The organism is Azospirillum himalayense (assembly GCF_042657465.1).
Lineage (GTDB): Bacteria > Pseudomonadota > Alphaproteobacteria > Azospirillales > Azospirillaceae > Azospirillum > Azospirillum himalayense.
Genome location: NZ_JBHSLC010000006.1, coordinates 74,547 through 88,930, shown reverse-complemented (window position 1 = coordinate 88,930; position 14,384 = coordinate 74,547). Strand labels below are relative to the sequence as shown.

Here is a 14,384-nt window from a genome sequence, read left to right as displayed (position 1 = left end):
GGACATCGCGTGTTCCTGGACACCGGCCTTGAGCGCCGGCCGTGGCGCCCGGCCTCTGCGCCCTTCCACGTGCATCCTGCTTTCAAAAATATTAACCCACTGATAGGGGTCTCGGTCTAAGGTCGGTCGGAATGACAACCATCGACCACAAGTGCGACCGCCGTGACCATGCCGCAGCGTGACCGTCTGAGCAACACGCCGACCCAGGCGGTGCAATCCGGCTTCGACCTGCTGGATGGCCGCTCCATCCTGGTCACGGGCGGCACCGGGTCCTTCGGCCGCCGCTTCGTGGAGACGGTGCTGCGCCGCGCCAAGCCCCGCCGGGTCATCGTCTTCTCCCGCGACGAGTTCAAGCAGTACGAGATGCAACAGCAGCTCGGCCCCGAATGGGCCTCGACGCTGCGCTTCTTCATCGGCGACGTGCGTGACCGCGAGCGGTTGGAACTGGCCATGCGCGAGGTGGACCTGTGCGTCCACGCCGCCGCGCTGAAGCATGTGCCGGCCGCCGAATACAATCCCATGGAATGCATCCACACCAACGTCTATGGCGCGGAGAACGTGGTGCGCGCGGCGTTGAACATGGGGGTGCAGCGGGTCATCGCGCTGTCCACCGACAAGGCGGCCAACCCGGTGAACCTGTACGGCGCCAGCAAGCTGGCCTCCGACAAGATCTTCATCGCAGCCAACAACCTGTCGGGCTCGCTCGGCACCCGCTTCTCGGTGGTGCGCTACGGCAACGTGGTGGGCTCCCGCGGATCGGTCATCCCCCTGTACCGCAGAATGATCGCCGAGGACGCCGCCTTCCTGCCGGTCACCGACGAGCGCATGACGCGCTTCTGGATCACGCTGCAGCACGGGGTGGAGTTCGTCGTGTCCTGCGTTGCGATGATGCAGGGCGGCGAGATCTTCGTGCCCAAGATCCCCAGCATGCGCATCGTCGAGGTGGCGCGGACTCTGGCCCCGCATCTGCCGCACAAGGTGATCGGCATCCGCCCGGGCGAGAAGCTGCACGAGGTGATGATCACCGAGGACGACTCCCGCCAGACCTACGAACTGGCCGACCGCTACGTGATCGAGCCGGCCTTCGCCTTCTGGACGCACGAGCCCTACCAGCGCCTGGGGGCCCGGCCGGTCGCCGACGGGTTCCGCTACGCCAGCGACATCAACGACGACTGGCTCGACAGCGACAGGCTGGCCCGCCTGATCGCCGAAGCGCCGTGAGGCCGGCCCCCATGGCGGCATCCTCCATGGACGACGGCGCACCTCCCTTCCTGCCCTACGGTCGGCAGGACGTCGACCAGGACGACATCGATGCGGTGACCGCGGTTCTGCGCGGCGATTGGCTGACCCAGGGTCCGGCGGTCGAGGCGTTCGAACGGGCGTTGGCCGAGCGCACGGGGGCGGCCCACGCCGTCGCCTGTGCCAACGGCACCGCCGCCCTGCACCTGGCCTTCCTGGCGCTCGGGCTCGGCCGGGAGGGGACGGGACCGGCGGACGCCGTGGTGGTGCCCAGCGTCACCTTCCTCGCCACCGCAAGCGCCGTGCGCCATGCCGGCGCGGAGGTGGCCTTCGCCGACGTCGATCCCGCCACCGGCCTGATGGGGCCGGAGCAGGCGGAGGCCGCGATCGCGCGCGCCGAGGCCGCCGGCTGGCGCGTGCGCGCCCTGGCGCCTGTGCATTTCGCCGGGCAGACCGCCGACATGGCGGGGCTGGGCGCACTCGCCGCGCGGCGGGGCCTCGCCATCGTCGAAGACGCCTGCCATGCCATCGGCAGCGCGGACGCCGCGGCGGACGGCCGTCTCGCACCGGTCGGTTCCGCCGCCCGGGATTTCGGCACCCAGGATTTCGGCGCCGAGGCCTTCGGCGCGATGACCGCCTTCTCCTTCCACCCCGTGAAGACCATCGCGGCCGGCGAGGGCGGAGCCGTGACGACCAACGACCCGGATCTGGCCGCCCGGCTGCGCCGGCTGCGCAACCACGGGATGGAGCGCGACCCGGCCCACTTCGGGGACCTGGACGCGGCCTTGGACGCGGCGGGAACCCCCAATCCCTGGTATTACGAAATGGCCGAGCCGGGCTTCAATTACCGGCTGACCGACCTGCAGTCCGCCTTGGCGCTGAGCCAGCTGGCGCGGCTGGACGCCTTCGTGGCTCGCCGGCGGCACCTGATGGACCTCTATGCGGAACGGCTCGCCCCGCTCTTCCCGCTGGTCCGGCCCGCCGCCCGCGTTCCCTGGTGCCGGCCGGCTTGGCACCTGTGCGCGGTCCGCATCGACTTTGCGGCGGCCGGACGGTCGCGGGCACAGGTCATGGCGGATCTCCGGGTGCGGGGGATCGGCACGCAGGTCCATTACATCCCCGTCCACCGGCAGCCCTACTGGCGGCGGCGCTACGGCGCCCTGTCCCTGCCGGGGGCCGACGCGCATTATGCGCAGACCCTGTCGCTGCCGCTGTTCCCGGCCATGGCCGATGCCGACGTCGACCGCGTCGTGACCGCCCTGGCCGGAGCGTTGGCGCCCTTGCGCTCCACCGCGGAGACCCGCTGCTGAAAGGTTTTCTCCTCCATGAAAATGCGCTATGCCAGCGGCATCTAAAACGCTTCGGAGCAGAGTCATGGCCGAGGGTACCGTGGACTATTACGCGATGGTCGAAGAGGCCTGGCAGCTGAGCGACGCGGCACGTGATTACGTCAAGAATGCCGGTCGCGACGTTGACAATGCCGAGCTGTGGGACAAGGTGTTCGCCGCCTCTCCCCTGATCGACATCGAACGCACCCGCGCCGAGGGCGGACAGCCGCTGCAGAAGATCTTCTTCAGGAATCCCTACGGCCTGCAGTACCGCGCCGACCACAAGGATTGGATTCCCTTCCGCCACGGCCCCCTCGATCCGGCTTATCTCCAGGCCATCTGAGGCGTTTTCCGCTCCCTGCCCTGCGGCGCGGTGCGGTCGCCCGGGGCTTTGACATGCACCATGCGTGCGGCAGCCGGACGCTGGACGGCGCCGGACGTCTGGCTGTACCTGAACGACCGCAGACCAACCGCCGTCCGTGCCGGATGACCGGGCACCGAAGCCGTGCAACCACAGGGCCGTAGCAATGTTCCTCTGCGGAACATGGCGTCTGACCGGTGGCGTCAGGGCTTGTGAAACGAGGGGTCTCCATGCGTATTGCGATGATCGGTACGGGCTATGTCGGGCTGGTGTCCGGAGCCTGCTTTTCGGAGTTCGGCGTTCACGTCTGCTGCGTTGATAAGGATGCCGGCAAGATCGAGCGGCTGAAGCGCGGCGAGATCCCGATCTACGAGCCGGGGTTGGACGATCTGGTGGCGCGCAACGTCGTCGCCGGCCGGCTGTCCTTCACTCTGGACCTGAAAGAGGCGATGGCCGGGGCCGACGCGGTGTTCATCGCCGTCGGCACGCCGTCGCGGCGCGGCGATGGCCATGCCGACCTGTCCTATGTCTACGCCGCGGCCGAGGAGATCGCCGCCGCCCTCGACCACTACACGGTGGTCGTCAACAAATCGACCGTGCCGGTCGGCACCGGCCGTGAGGTCGAAGCGATCATCCGCCGCGCCCGCCCCGACGCCGACTTCGACGTCGCCTCCAACCCGGAGTTCCTGCGCGAGGGCTCGGCCATCGGCGACTTCATGCGCCCCGACCGCGTCGTCATCGGCACCACGTCAGAGCGCGCCGCCGACGTCATGCGCCGCCTCTACCGGCCCCTGTACCTGATCGAAACGCCGATCGTGCTGACCTCGCTGGAAACGGCGGAGCTGACCAAGTACGCGGCCAACACCTTTCTGGCGGCCAAGATCACCTTCATCAACGAAATCGCCGACCTGTGCGAGAAGGTCGGGGCCGACGTGCACGACGTCGCCCGCGGCATCGGGCTGGACGGACGCATCGGAAAGAAGTTCCTGCATCCCGGGCCGGGCTACGGCGGCTCGTGCTTTCCCAAGGACACGCTGGCGCTGGTCCGCACGGCGCAGCAGGTGGGCAGCCCGCTGCGCATCATCGAGACGGTGGTGGCGATCAACGACGAGCGCAAGAAGCGGATGGCCGAGCGGATCATCGCGGCCTGCGGCGGCGAGGTGAAGGGCAAGACGATCGGCGTGCTCGGGGTGACGTTCAAGCCCAACACCGACGACATGCGCGACGCGCCGGCGTTGGACATCGTGCCGGCCCTGCAAGCGGCCGGCGCCACGGTGCGCGCCTTCGACCCGGCGGGGATGCACGAGGCCGAAAAGCTGCTGCCCGGCGTCGACTGGGCCACGGACGCCTATGGCGCGCTGGACGGGGCCGATTGCATGGCTATCCTGACGGAATGGAACGAGTTCCGCGCGCTGGACCTGAAGCGGGTTAAGACGCTGCTCAAGCGGCCGGTGATGGTCGACCTGCGCAATATCTACAACCCCGAGGACATGGCCCGCGCGGGCTTCACATACAGCTCCATCGGCCGGTCCTCGCACCCGGCCGCGGCGGTTTAAGGAGGTCAAAGGATCAGAATGAGCGAAGCGCACACTTTCCACCCGACCGTGCTGCGGGAATACGACATCCGCGGCATCGTCGGCCAGACGCTGAATCCCGCCGACGCTCGCGCCGTCGGCCGCGCCTTCGGCACCGTCGTCGCCCGTGGCGGCGGCAAGACGGTGTGCGTGGGCTATGACGGCCGCCTGTCCTCGCCAGAGTTGGAAGCCGCCCTCGTCGACGGGCTGGTCGCTTGCGGCCTGCATGTGCTGCGCATCGGTCTCGGCCCCACCCCGATGCTGTATTTCGCCACCCGCGACCGCGAGGCGGCGGCCGGCATCATGATCACCGGCTCGCACAACCCGCCGAACTACAACGGCATCAAGATGATGCTGGGCAAGGGGCCGGTCTACGGGCAGCAGATCCAGGACATCGGCATCATCGCGTCCAAGGCCGACTACGTGTCGGGCCAGGGCTCGTCCGAGCAGATCGACGTCAAGGACGACTACGTCGCCCGGATGCTGAAGGACTATGATGGCACGCGCGAGCTGAAGATCGCCTGGGATGCCGGCAACGGCGCCACCGGCGAGATCCTGCGCCGCCTGACCGCCAAGCTGCCGGGTCAGCACATTCTGCTGTTCGACGAGATCGACGGCAACTTCCCCAACCACCATCCCGACCCGACGGTCGAGAAGAACCTGGTCGACCTGAAGGCGGCCGTGGCCGAGCACGGTTGCGACATCGGCATCGGCTTCGACGGCGACGGCGACCGCATCGGCGCCATCGACCATCTGGGCCGCGTGGTGTGGGGCGACCAGCTGGTGGCGATCTACGCCGGTGACGTGCTGAAGGAGCATCCCGGCGCCACGATCATCGCCGACGTCAAGGCCAGCCAGACCCTGTTCGACGAGATCGCCCGGCTGGGCGGCAACCCGCTGATGTGGAAGACCGGACACTCGCTGCTGAAGGCGAAGATGGCCGAGACCGGCTCGCCGCTGGCCGGCGAGATGTCGGGCCACATCTTCTTCGCCGACAAGTGGTACGGCTTCGACGACGCCCTGTACTGCGCCGTGCGCCTGATCGGGCTGGTCAGCAAGCTGGGCGTCTCGTTGGCGGACCTGCGCGACCGCCTGCCGGATGTGATCAACACGCCCGAGACCCGCTTCCAGGCCGACGAGGAACTGAAGTTCAAGGTCGTGCAGGAGGTCAAGGCGCGGCTGAAGGCCGCGGGCGCCGATGTCAACGACATCGACGGCGTGCGCGTGAAGACGCCGGACGGCTGGTGGCTGCTGCGCGCCTCCAACACCCAGGACGTCCTGGTCGCCCGTGCGGAGTCCGGCACGACCGAGGGCCTGGAGCGGCTGAAGGCGATGGTGGTCGAACAGCTGGAGCAGTCCGGTCTGGAGGCCCCCTCCTTCGAAGGCGGCGGCAACGCCGCCCACTGACCAGACGGGCGCCTGAAACGAAAGGCCCTTCCCTCCACCAAGGGAAGGGCCTTTTTCTTTTGAGATGGGCTCGTACCGGCGTCGCCGATCTCCGCCGCGACCTCACACCGGCCCTTGAGAGATCACCGGGGCGGAACGGTGAGAATTCTCACCACGGCCAGAAGGGAGGCCATATGGCCGCTCCCCGATCGCCCATGGAAATGGAAAAGGCGGTGAGAATTCTCACCGCCCTCCATCAGGCCGGATCGTCGAGGATGGCGTCGATGGCGGAACGCAGGTCACGCAGAACATCGCGGTCAACGTCTTCCAGGCGCTTGGGCTTTTCCTGGAAGGCCTGCAGGGCTTCCCGTGTGCGCAGGATGTTGCGCGAGACGCGCAGGCTGAAGGCGCTCAGCAGGACCTCCGGCTCGCCCCTGCGGGCCGGCACGTCGCGCCCGCGGTCGTCCGCCGACGGATCGCCGGAGGCCACAGGCAGGAGCGGTTCGCTGACCAGCGCATCCCAAAGGCGCATCTGTCCGTCCGGATCGTCGATGGCGGCGATCTGATACAGCTTGTAGCGTGCGACCTTCTTCGGCGACGCCTCGTACCGCTCGCGCACCGCGGCGCTGACCTTGGTCAGCGCGATGGTCCGGGTGATCTCGGCCCGGTCGCGCCCCATGATCTGGCCGAGATCGGCGTGCGAGTAGCCGTGCTTCTCCACGAGCGCCACGAAGGCGTCCGCCTCTTCGAAGGGGGTCAGGTCGGCGCGCAGCACATTCTCGACGACCGCAACCTCGGCCGTGTCGATGCCGTCGGGCACCAGGATGCAGGGAACCGTCTGCTGACCGAGCGCGCGAACCGCGCGCAGGCGCCGCTCACCGAAGACCAGCTGGAAGCGGCTCGGCCCCAGCTCGCGCACGCCGATCGGCTGTTGCAGACCATACTTGCGAATGGACTCCGTCAACGCCTCCAGCTCCGCCGCGTCGAAGCGGCGGCGCGGCTGGTCGGGGTTGGCCTCGATCCAGTCGACGTCAGGGTAGACGAGCCGGACACCCTGTTCCGGCTCGGCGAAGACCGCGAGCGCGCCGCGGCTCATGGCGTTCAGCCGGGCGAGGTTCCCGGTCCCGAGCTTACGCGACATTGGCCACCTCCACGCGCTTGCGGCGTTCCGCGGCGATGGCGTCGGCGAGCGCCCGGTAGGAGGAGGCGCCCGGTGCGTCCGGAACCGCCTCCAGTGCGGCACGGCCGGCGAGCGCCGCGTCGCCATAGATCGTCGCCCGCGGCACCGGCGGGAAGATGCGCAACGTGCTGCCGAGCGCCGTGTGCAGTTGCTCCAACGTCACTTGGTGCTGGTTCAGGCGGGCGTTGTGCATGGTCGGCAGGATGCCCAGCACGGCAAGGCTGGGATGGCAGCGCCGCTTCAGCTTGTTGATCGTCTTCAGCAGGTGGTTCACGCCGATGGAGGACAGATATTCGGTCTGGCAAGGGATCACGATGATGTCCGACGCCACCAGCCCGTTGGCCGTGCACTGGCCGAGGTTCGGCGGGCAGTCGATGAAGATGAAGTCGTAGGCCTGCCGGGCCTCCTGCAACCGCTCGCGAAGCGCCATCGGGCCGCTCGCGTCGGCGGTCAGCTCCACCTCGACCGAGGCCAGCTCGATGCTGGACGGGGCGATCTCCAGGCCGGTGTCGCCGACCGCTACGGTGATGTCCTCGATGGCGACCTCTTCGCGCAGCACATGGGCCAGCGATCTGCGCCGCCCCTCCTCGTACTCGATCAGGTCGATGCCCAGGTGGGCGGTGGCGTTCGCCTGCGGGTCCGCGTCGATGATCAGGACCCTGTAGCCTTCGCGGGCCAGGATGCTGGCGGTGTTCACCGTGCAGGTGGTCTTGCCGACGCCGCCCTTCTGGTTGGCGAGGCAGACGACCAGCGCCGGGCCGTGCCGGCCATCCACGACCGCCGTTTCCTTCAGCAGGAAGCGGACGACCGCGTCGGGGATCTTCTCGCTGTTGCTTTCCCAGCGGGAAATCTTGGAGCGGTCATAGCGCCGCCCCAGCCGCTCGTTCAGCCAAGCCGCGAAATCCGGCTGTGAAAGTTTGCGCTCCTCACGCAGGAGCCTCATGTCTTCGCCACGCACGTCAACCTCCACAGCGAATGCGCTTGCCGTGTTCAACCGATACGATGACCGTCCGAATCGGTCAAGGTTGATGGTCCCCGGCGGTGCATCAACATGGGGCATCAACAGCGGCGGCGGAGCGTCGCCGGACGCAAAAAAGCCCTTTCCCCCGATGTCGGAGGAAAGGGCCTGTTCGGGTTGGACCGCCTTGGAAGGCTGTTACGGCTGCGGGGCGGCCGCAGGCTCCGGAGCCGGAGCCGGGGCGGTCTTCAGGGCGACATCGCCGAGCGTTGCCCGGTAGGCGGCCAGCACCTCGTCCACCGGCCCCATCCGGACGATGGTGCCATGATCGAGCCAGAGGATCTTGTTGCACAGGCGCCGCAGCACCTCCTCCATATGGGAGGCAACGACCATGATGCTGGAACGGTTGACGAACCCCTCGGCCCGGCGCTGCGCCTTTTCCAGGAACTGCACGTCGCTGACGGCGATCCACTCGTCCATCAACAGGATCTCCGGATCGACGGCGGTCGCCGCGGCGAAGGCCAGCCGCAGCGTCATGCCCGCCGAATAGGTGCGCACCGGCAGGGATAGATAGTCGCCCAGCTCCGTGAAAGCGGCGATGTCCTCCATCTTCCGCTCGATCTCGTCGCTGTCGATGCCGAAATAGGCCGCGCGCATCCGGATGTTGTCGTAACCCGTGGCGTCGGGATCGAGCCCGAGCCCGATGTCGAACAGCGGCGTCACCCGCCCTTCCACGCGAATGCGTCCGGCGGTCGGCTCGTAGACACCGGCCAACGTGCGAAGGAAGGTCGTCTTGCCGGCGCCGTTGCCCCCGATCAGGCCGAGCCGGTCGCCATGCTCCAGCCGCAGCGAAACGCCGTTCAGCGCCTTCACGGTGATACGATGGTGGGCGTCGTGCTTCAGGGCACCGCTGGTGGAGGAATGCAAAAGCGTCTTCTTCAAGGAGCGTCCGCTGCCCTGATAGAGGACGAAATTGACCGAGACGTCGTCGAGCCGGATGGAAGCCATGGGATCAGAGCCAGTAGGCGATGCGTTTGCGGAACCGCGCGAAGCAGGCGAAGGTGAAGGACCAGCCGGCCACCGCGACAAGGATGGCGACCATCCAGTTTTCCCAGCCGGGCGCAATGCCGAGCAGCGGCGCACGGACGAGTTCAAGCAGATGGTGGATCGGGTTCAGCACCATCAGAAAGCGCCGCTCGCCCAGCAACTCCGGCTTCCACATGACCGGGGTCACGAAAAACAGAAGCTGGATCAGGCTGCCGATGATTGGCGGCACGTCGCGGAACCGGGTGCAGATCATACCGAGCAGCAGCATGATCCAGAAGGCGTTGATCAGGAGCAGCGCCAGCCCCCCCACCGCCAGCAAGGCGGTGGCCCCCGGCCAGATGCCGAAGACGATGGCCACTCCGACAAAGATAACGATGTTGTGGCAGTAGATGATCAGGTTGCGCCAGAGGATGCGCAGAATGTGCACCGACATCGGAATGCGCACGTTCTTGATCAGCGGCTCCAACTCGATGAAGGTCGCGCAGCCTTCGTTGAGGGTGGAGGCGATGAAGGTCCAGGTCGCCAGCCCGATGGCCAGGAAGGGCAGGTAACCGTCCAACTCGATCTTGAACAGCGTTCCGTAGATCAGCCCCAGACATGCCACCTGGATCGCCATGCTGAGCGTCAGCCAGAAGGGGCCGAGAACGGAACGCCGGTAGCGCTTGCGGATGTCCTGCCAGCCGAGCTTGCTCCACAGAGCCCAGCGCTGCGCTCCCTCCACCAAGTCCTGACGCGCCCGCGCGACCTCGCTCCGGTCGCTGGAATCAAAAACAACGGTCATCCCAACGCCTATCGCATGCCTCACCGGTGGCCACGGGCAAAACCCCGCCGGCGGCCGAAACGAAGGCCGGGCTGCGGAATGCCCGTCGAAGGGCCGATCCGGCCAGCCTTGAGCCGGCGGGGACATTGCCAGCCGCAACGGCTGCCTTCAACGGAAACCTTTCGAACCGGATAGGCGCAACCTTCCATGTCATAGGCCCCGCACGGGAAACCAAGCCTGCTTCAGGCTGACGCATCCTGATGCGCACATGTATTTGTTAGAGAGTCTCGCTCAGACTGCGGGGATTGGCCGCTTGGGGGGATATGCGGGATGACGGCGTCGACATCACAATTTCGCGATGCCCTGCTTCGCCAGGCCATGGCCGGCGTCGGGGAGGGCAGCCTTCCGCTCGCGGAGCCCCATGCCCCCGGAATCCGGGTCATGGCTGGGCCCATCGCGGCAGCCTTCACGACCAGCGGCAGCAGCACCATCGACGCCCTGCTCGGCCTCGCCGAAAGCGGCGACACGGCCCGCTGGAACTTCACGCAGGCGGTCGGCACGGCGGTCGACGCTCCTGGCGGCCTCGGCATGGCGGCGGCGGTCAGCTACAGCTTCATGACCACGGTGCCAGGCTACTACACCACAACGCCGGGCGTGACCCGGCCCACCGGCTTCACGGCGTTCACCGAGGCCCAGCGCACCGCAGCGCGGGCCGCCCTGGCCTTGTACGCCGGCTATGCCAACCTGACCTTCACCGAGGTCGACGACAGCGGAGCCGGCGGGCTGGTCCGCTTCGGCACCGCGCAGATGTCCGGGATCGGCGGCTACGCCTATTTCCCAGGCTTCACCTACTACTACAGCTCCTCCCTCAGCAGCGCACCGACCATCACCTCGGTCACTCCATCCGCCCTGGCGGGAGACATCTGGCTCGGCACCAGCGCGACGAACCTCGACCAGACGCCGGGCGGGTACGGTTATCTGACAATGCTGCACGAGATCGGCCACGCGCTCGGCCTGAAGCACAGCTTCGAGGAACCGGTCACGTTGCCGGCGGCGCAGGACAACTACCGCTACTCCGTGATGTCCTACACCCCGGCGAGCAACAGCGGGATCACGGTCGTGACCGGCAGCGCGTCGAGCTACCAGTGGACCATTCAATCGGTGTCGCCGCGCACGCCGATGCTCTACGACATCGCGGCGCTCCAGTATCTGTACGGGGCCAACACCTCCGCGCGGGCGGGCAACGATACCTATTCCTGGCAGCCGGCCGAAGCCTTCCTGGAAACCATCTGGGACGGTGGCGGCATGGACAGCATCGATGCCTCCAACCAGACGCTGGGAAACGTCATCGACCTGCGACCGGGCGCCTTCAGCTCGATCGGCTTGCGGGTGACCGCGGCCGACCGCCGGATCGGCCTGCCCTCCTGGGCGACACAGGCGCCGGATTCGACCTATGACGGCCGCGACAATCTGGCGATCGCGGCGGGCGTCACCATCGAGAACGCTCTGGGCGGGGCCGGCAACGACACCATCACCGGCAACGACGTCGCCAACAGCCTGTCCGGCGGCGCCGGCGACGACATGCTCGCGGGCGGGGCAGGGGACGACACGATCGATGGGGGTCCGGGCACCGACACGCTGGTCCTGGACACCGCGCCCGACGGCGTGCGGGTTCTGGCGCTTGCCTCCGGCCGCTTCCGGGTGAGCAGCAACGACGGGCTGGACACGGTCGCCAACATCGAGCAGATCCGTTTCGCCTCCGGCGCGACGCAGGCCATCGGCGCCCAGGCCCTGCACCGGCCCGCCCTCAACACCGACTTCGACGGCGACTTCACCGCGGACGTGCTGATGCGCAACCCGGCGACCAACCAGTTGGGCATCTGGCGGATGAGCAGCGGCGCGCTCGCCGCCGGCGGAGGCGCAATCTCTCCGACACCGGGAGCGGACTGGCAGGTGCAGGCGACCGGCGACTTCGACGGTGATGGGCGCACCGACCTCGCCTACCGCAGCGCCGCGACCGGCGATGTCGGCGTCTGGCTGATGAACGGGACCGCCGTGAAGAGCAGCGCCCTGGTCGCCACCGGCCTCGACCCCCGTTGGGTGCCGATCGCCGCCGGCGACTTCGACGGCGACGACCGCACCGACCTGCTCTGGCGCGACAGCCAGACCGGCGACGTCGGCATGTGGCAAATGGACCAAGGGCAAATCCGCAGCGCCGCCGCCTTCGGCCGGATCGACCTCGCCTGGGTTGCCGCCGGCACCGGCGACGTCGACGGCGACGGCAAGGCCGACATCCTGTGGCGCAACAGCCAGACCGCCGCCACCGGCCTGTGGCGGATGAACGGGACCCAGATCGCCGCGGCCGGCCTGACCCAGGCCCAGACCGGGCCGACATGGGAACTGTCCGGATTCGGAGACATGGACGGCGACGGCAAGGCCGATCTCCTATGGCGCAATCGCGACGCGGGGCAGGTGGGCATCTGGCGGATGGACGGCTTTGCGCTCGCCGGGGCGCAGGTGCTCGACAGCATCCCGAATTCGTGGGCGGTGGAAGGGACGGGCGACCTGAACGGCGACGGCACCGACGACATCCTGTGGCGCAACACCGTCGACGACACGGTGGCCTTGTGGAAGACGACGGCCGGCGCCGGCACCGTGGCCGTGACCCCCATGCTGATCTCCAACGCCGGCGGCTGGCAACCGATCCACCAGGCCGGCACGCTCACCGGGGTGGGGTGACGCCACGGGGAGGTCCGGATTGTCCGGCGGCCCCACGCCGCCGGTGTCCGGGCCGGGTCAGAGCGAAAGCGGCTCCGCCATCCGCAGCAGGCCGACCTTCAGCAGATGGACCAAGCTGCGCACCAGCCGCAGCTGGCGGTCCTCCGGCACCTGTGCGACCACCGCCGCCACGGTGAGGCCGAGCGGCGGGGCGAAGGCGTCCATCGCCAGAGCCAGGTCTTCCGGTGGCGACAGAACGCCTTGGACCGGGGAGTTCAGCGGGTCCGCGTGCAGCGCGGCGAGCGCCTCCATCGAGGCGTGCCCGGCACGGACGAGGCGCATCCCACCGGACAGCATCGCCGTCGGATAGGACGCGAACATGGCGAGCGGGTCCGGCCGCAGCGGGTTGGGGCCGGCCTGGAAGGCGCCGCCCGACCCTGCGGCGCCGGCCCAGGGTGCGCTCTCGTCCACTTGGCCACGGATCTCGGCAAGCTGCTGCCAAAGCTCCAGATAGCGGGGAATGATGACGCGCCAGTCGAAGGTCGCGATGGCGTACGCGCGGGCCGCCTCGCCCATGCGTCGGCGCAAGCCGGCGTCGCTCACCAGGCGTTCGTAGGCGGTCGCCGCCGCGTCGATGTCCACGGCGGTGACCTGCGACACGCGCCCGACGTAATAGTCGTAGGTGTCGAGCCCGGAAGCGTAGCGCTCGGCAAGATCGACGCCGGCTCCCGGCGGCGGCAGCAGGGTCGGCACACGGAAGCCGTCGATGCCATGACGCACCGTCTCACGGTATCCGTTCCAGTCGGTGATCACGCCGGGCAGGCCGGCGGCCATCGCCTCGACCGGCGTGATGCCGAAGGTTTCCTGCACGTTGTCGACCAGCGAGGTGAAAAGGTCGGCGGCGGCCCAGACGCGGGACCGCACCTCGGGCAGGCGCCCGTCGAGGAAGACCACGTTGACGTCGGGGCAATAACGCCTTGCGCCTTGCTGAAAGGCTTCGGCGATGGCCTCGTTGCCGAACCAGCCCGCCTGGATCAGGTGTATCCGCCGCCCGGTGCGCTCGGCCACGCGCTGCAGGGCCAGATACATCGCGGTCGGGTGGGCCTTGGCGTGGAAACTGAGGCGTCCGAGGAACAGCACCGCCACGTCGTTGCCGGCGATGCCGAGCCGCAGGCGCTCAGCCTGCCGGGTCGCCTCGTCGAAGCGGAAAGCGTCGGTGTCGATCCCCAGCGGGATCACCGGCAGGTGCGGCAAAGGCAGAATGGTGGCACCGAGCCGGTCCCGCAGGTACTCCGCGTAGGGGCGGACGATCGCCTCGACCGACGAGCGGGCCGCCCAGGAGGTGCAGATGACGGCATCCCATGGTTGCACCGGGGCGGTCACCCAGGAGCCGAAGAGCTGCGGTGATTCCGACGTGGTGTGGGTGATGCCGCACAGGCTGTATGCTTTCTGTCCAACCCGCCGGCGCTGCCAGGCAAAGGTCTCGATGCCGGGGCCGGGCAGGAACAGGCAGCCCACCTCGCCCAGCCGCTCGATCTGCGCCGTCGGGATGAGCTTGGCCGGCCGCCCCGGAGCGAACCGCTCGGCCATCTCCATGAACATCGCCGCCAGGGCCGGACTGTCGGCATGGCAGACGAACTCCGCAACGCCGGAATGCCGGAAGAAGCCGCCAAGGAAGGATTCCCCCGCCACATGGCGCCCCTTCAGGTCCTTGCGCGCGGTCACATAGCCTTCGGGATGGAAATAGATGGCAGCGTTCGGCACGGGTTCCATACTTTCAGAAAAGAGGCGGCGCATGGCGAAAGGGAGAGTAGCCGGGCACCTCCTTTGGTT

11 protein-coding genes are annotated in these 14,384 nt (G+C 68.1%); 6 read left to right on the top strand and 5 right to left on the bottom strand.

What is annotated here, in order from left to right; translation table 11 throughout:
• Window positions 1-168 precede the first annotated feature (168 nt).
• The 5 genes from pseB (at window position 169) to pgmG (ending at window position 5,909) form a co-directional block, all read left to right on the top strand.
• On the top strand, window positions 169-1,221 hold the full coding sequence (gene pseB / locus ACFPMG_RS04890) for a UDP-N-acetylglucosamine 4,6-dehydratase (inverting) (protein WP_376994095.1): 1,053 nt from the start codon (window positions 169-171) through the stop codon (window positions 1,219-1,221).
• A gap of 11 nt (window positions 1,222-1,232) precedes the next feature.
• Complete coding sequence (pseC, locus tag ACFPMG_RS04885; protein WP_376994083.1) at window positions 1,233-2,549, top strand: UDP-4-amino-4,6-dideoxy-N-acetyl-beta-L-altrosamine transaminase; 1,317 nt, start codon at window positions 1,233-1,235, stop codon at window positions 2,547-2,549.
• Between the two features lie 64 nt (window positions 2,550-2,613).
• Entirely contained in the window at window positions 2,614-2,910 is a 297-nt protein-coding gene (locus ACFPMG_RS04880; RefSeq protein WP_376994082.1) for a hypothetical protein, read from the top strand.
• Between the two features lie 248 nt (window positions 2,911-3,158).
• Entirely contained in the window at window positions 3,159-4,484 is a 1,326-nt protein-coding gene (locus ACFPMG_RS04875) for a UDP-glucose dehydrogenase family protein (RefSeq protein ID WP_376994081.1), read from the top strand.
• Window positions 4,485-4,502: 18 nt separating this feature from the next.
• Window positions 4,503-5,909, top strand: coding sequence for a phosphoglucomutase/phosphomannomutase PgmG (gene pgmG, locus ACFPMG_RS04870; RefSeq protein WP_376994080.1), 1,407 nt, complete (start codon window positions 4,503-4,505; stop codon window positions 5,907-5,909).
• A 235-nt stretch (window positions 5,910-6,144) separates the two neighbouring features.
• On the opposite strand, the gene ACFPMG_RS04865 is transcribed toward pgmG, so the two are convergent.
• From ACFPMG_RS04865 to ACFPMG_RS04850, 4 genes are all read right to left on the bottom strand, one after another.
• Window positions 6,145-7,029 (bottom strand): ParB/RepB/Spo0J family partition protein, encoded by an 885-nt coding sequence (locus tag ACFPMG_RS04865; protein WP_376994079.1) that lies wholly within the window; start codon window positions 7,027-7,029, stop codon window positions 6,145-6,147.
• Window positions 7,019-8,011: an AAA family ATPase gene (locus ACFPMG_RS04860; RefSeq protein WP_376994078.1), complete on the bottom strand. Its 993-nt coding sequence runs from the start codon at window positions 8,009-8,011 to the stop codon at window positions 7,019-7,021. Before ACFPMG_RS04860 ends, ACFPMG_RS04865 begins: the two co-directional genes overlap by 11 nt.
• 213 nt (window positions 8,012-8,224) lie before the next feature.
• Complete coding sequence (locus ACFPMG_RS04855) at window positions 8,225-9,034, bottom strand: ABC transporter ATP-binding protein (RefSeq protein WP_376994077.1); 810 nt, start codon at window positions 9,032-9,034, stop codon at window positions 8,225-8,227.
• A 4-nt stretch (window positions 9,035-9,038) separates the two neighbouring features.
• Window positions 9,039-9,854 carry an ABC transporter permease gene (locus ACFPMG_RS04850; RefSeq protein ID WP_376994075.1) on the bottom strand — a complete coding sequence of 272 codons (816 nt, stop codon included), beginning with the start codon at window positions 9,852-9,854 and terminating at the stop codon, window positions 9,039-9,041.
• A gap of 420 nt (window positions 9,855-10,274) precedes the next feature.
• Between ACFPMG_RS04850 and ACFPMG_RS04845 the strand changes: the two genes are divergently transcribed.
• Window positions 10,275-12,572, top strand: a complete 2,298-nt coding sequence (locus ACFPMG_RS04845) for an FG-GAP-like repeat-containing protein (RefSeq protein WP_376994074.1) — start codon at window positions 10,275-10,277, stop codon at window positions 12,570-12,572.
• Window positions 12,573-12,629: 57 nt separating this feature from the next.
• On the opposite strand, the gene ACFPMG_RS04840 is transcribed toward ACFPMG_RS04845, so the two are convergent.
• On the bottom strand, window positions 12,630-14,315 hold the full coding sequence (locus ACFPMG_RS04840) for a glycosyltransferase family 4 protein (protein ID WP_376994073.1): 1,686 nt from the start codon (window positions 14,313-14,315) through the stop codon (window positions 12,630-12,632).
• Window positions 14,316-14,384: the final 69 nt, after the last annotated feature.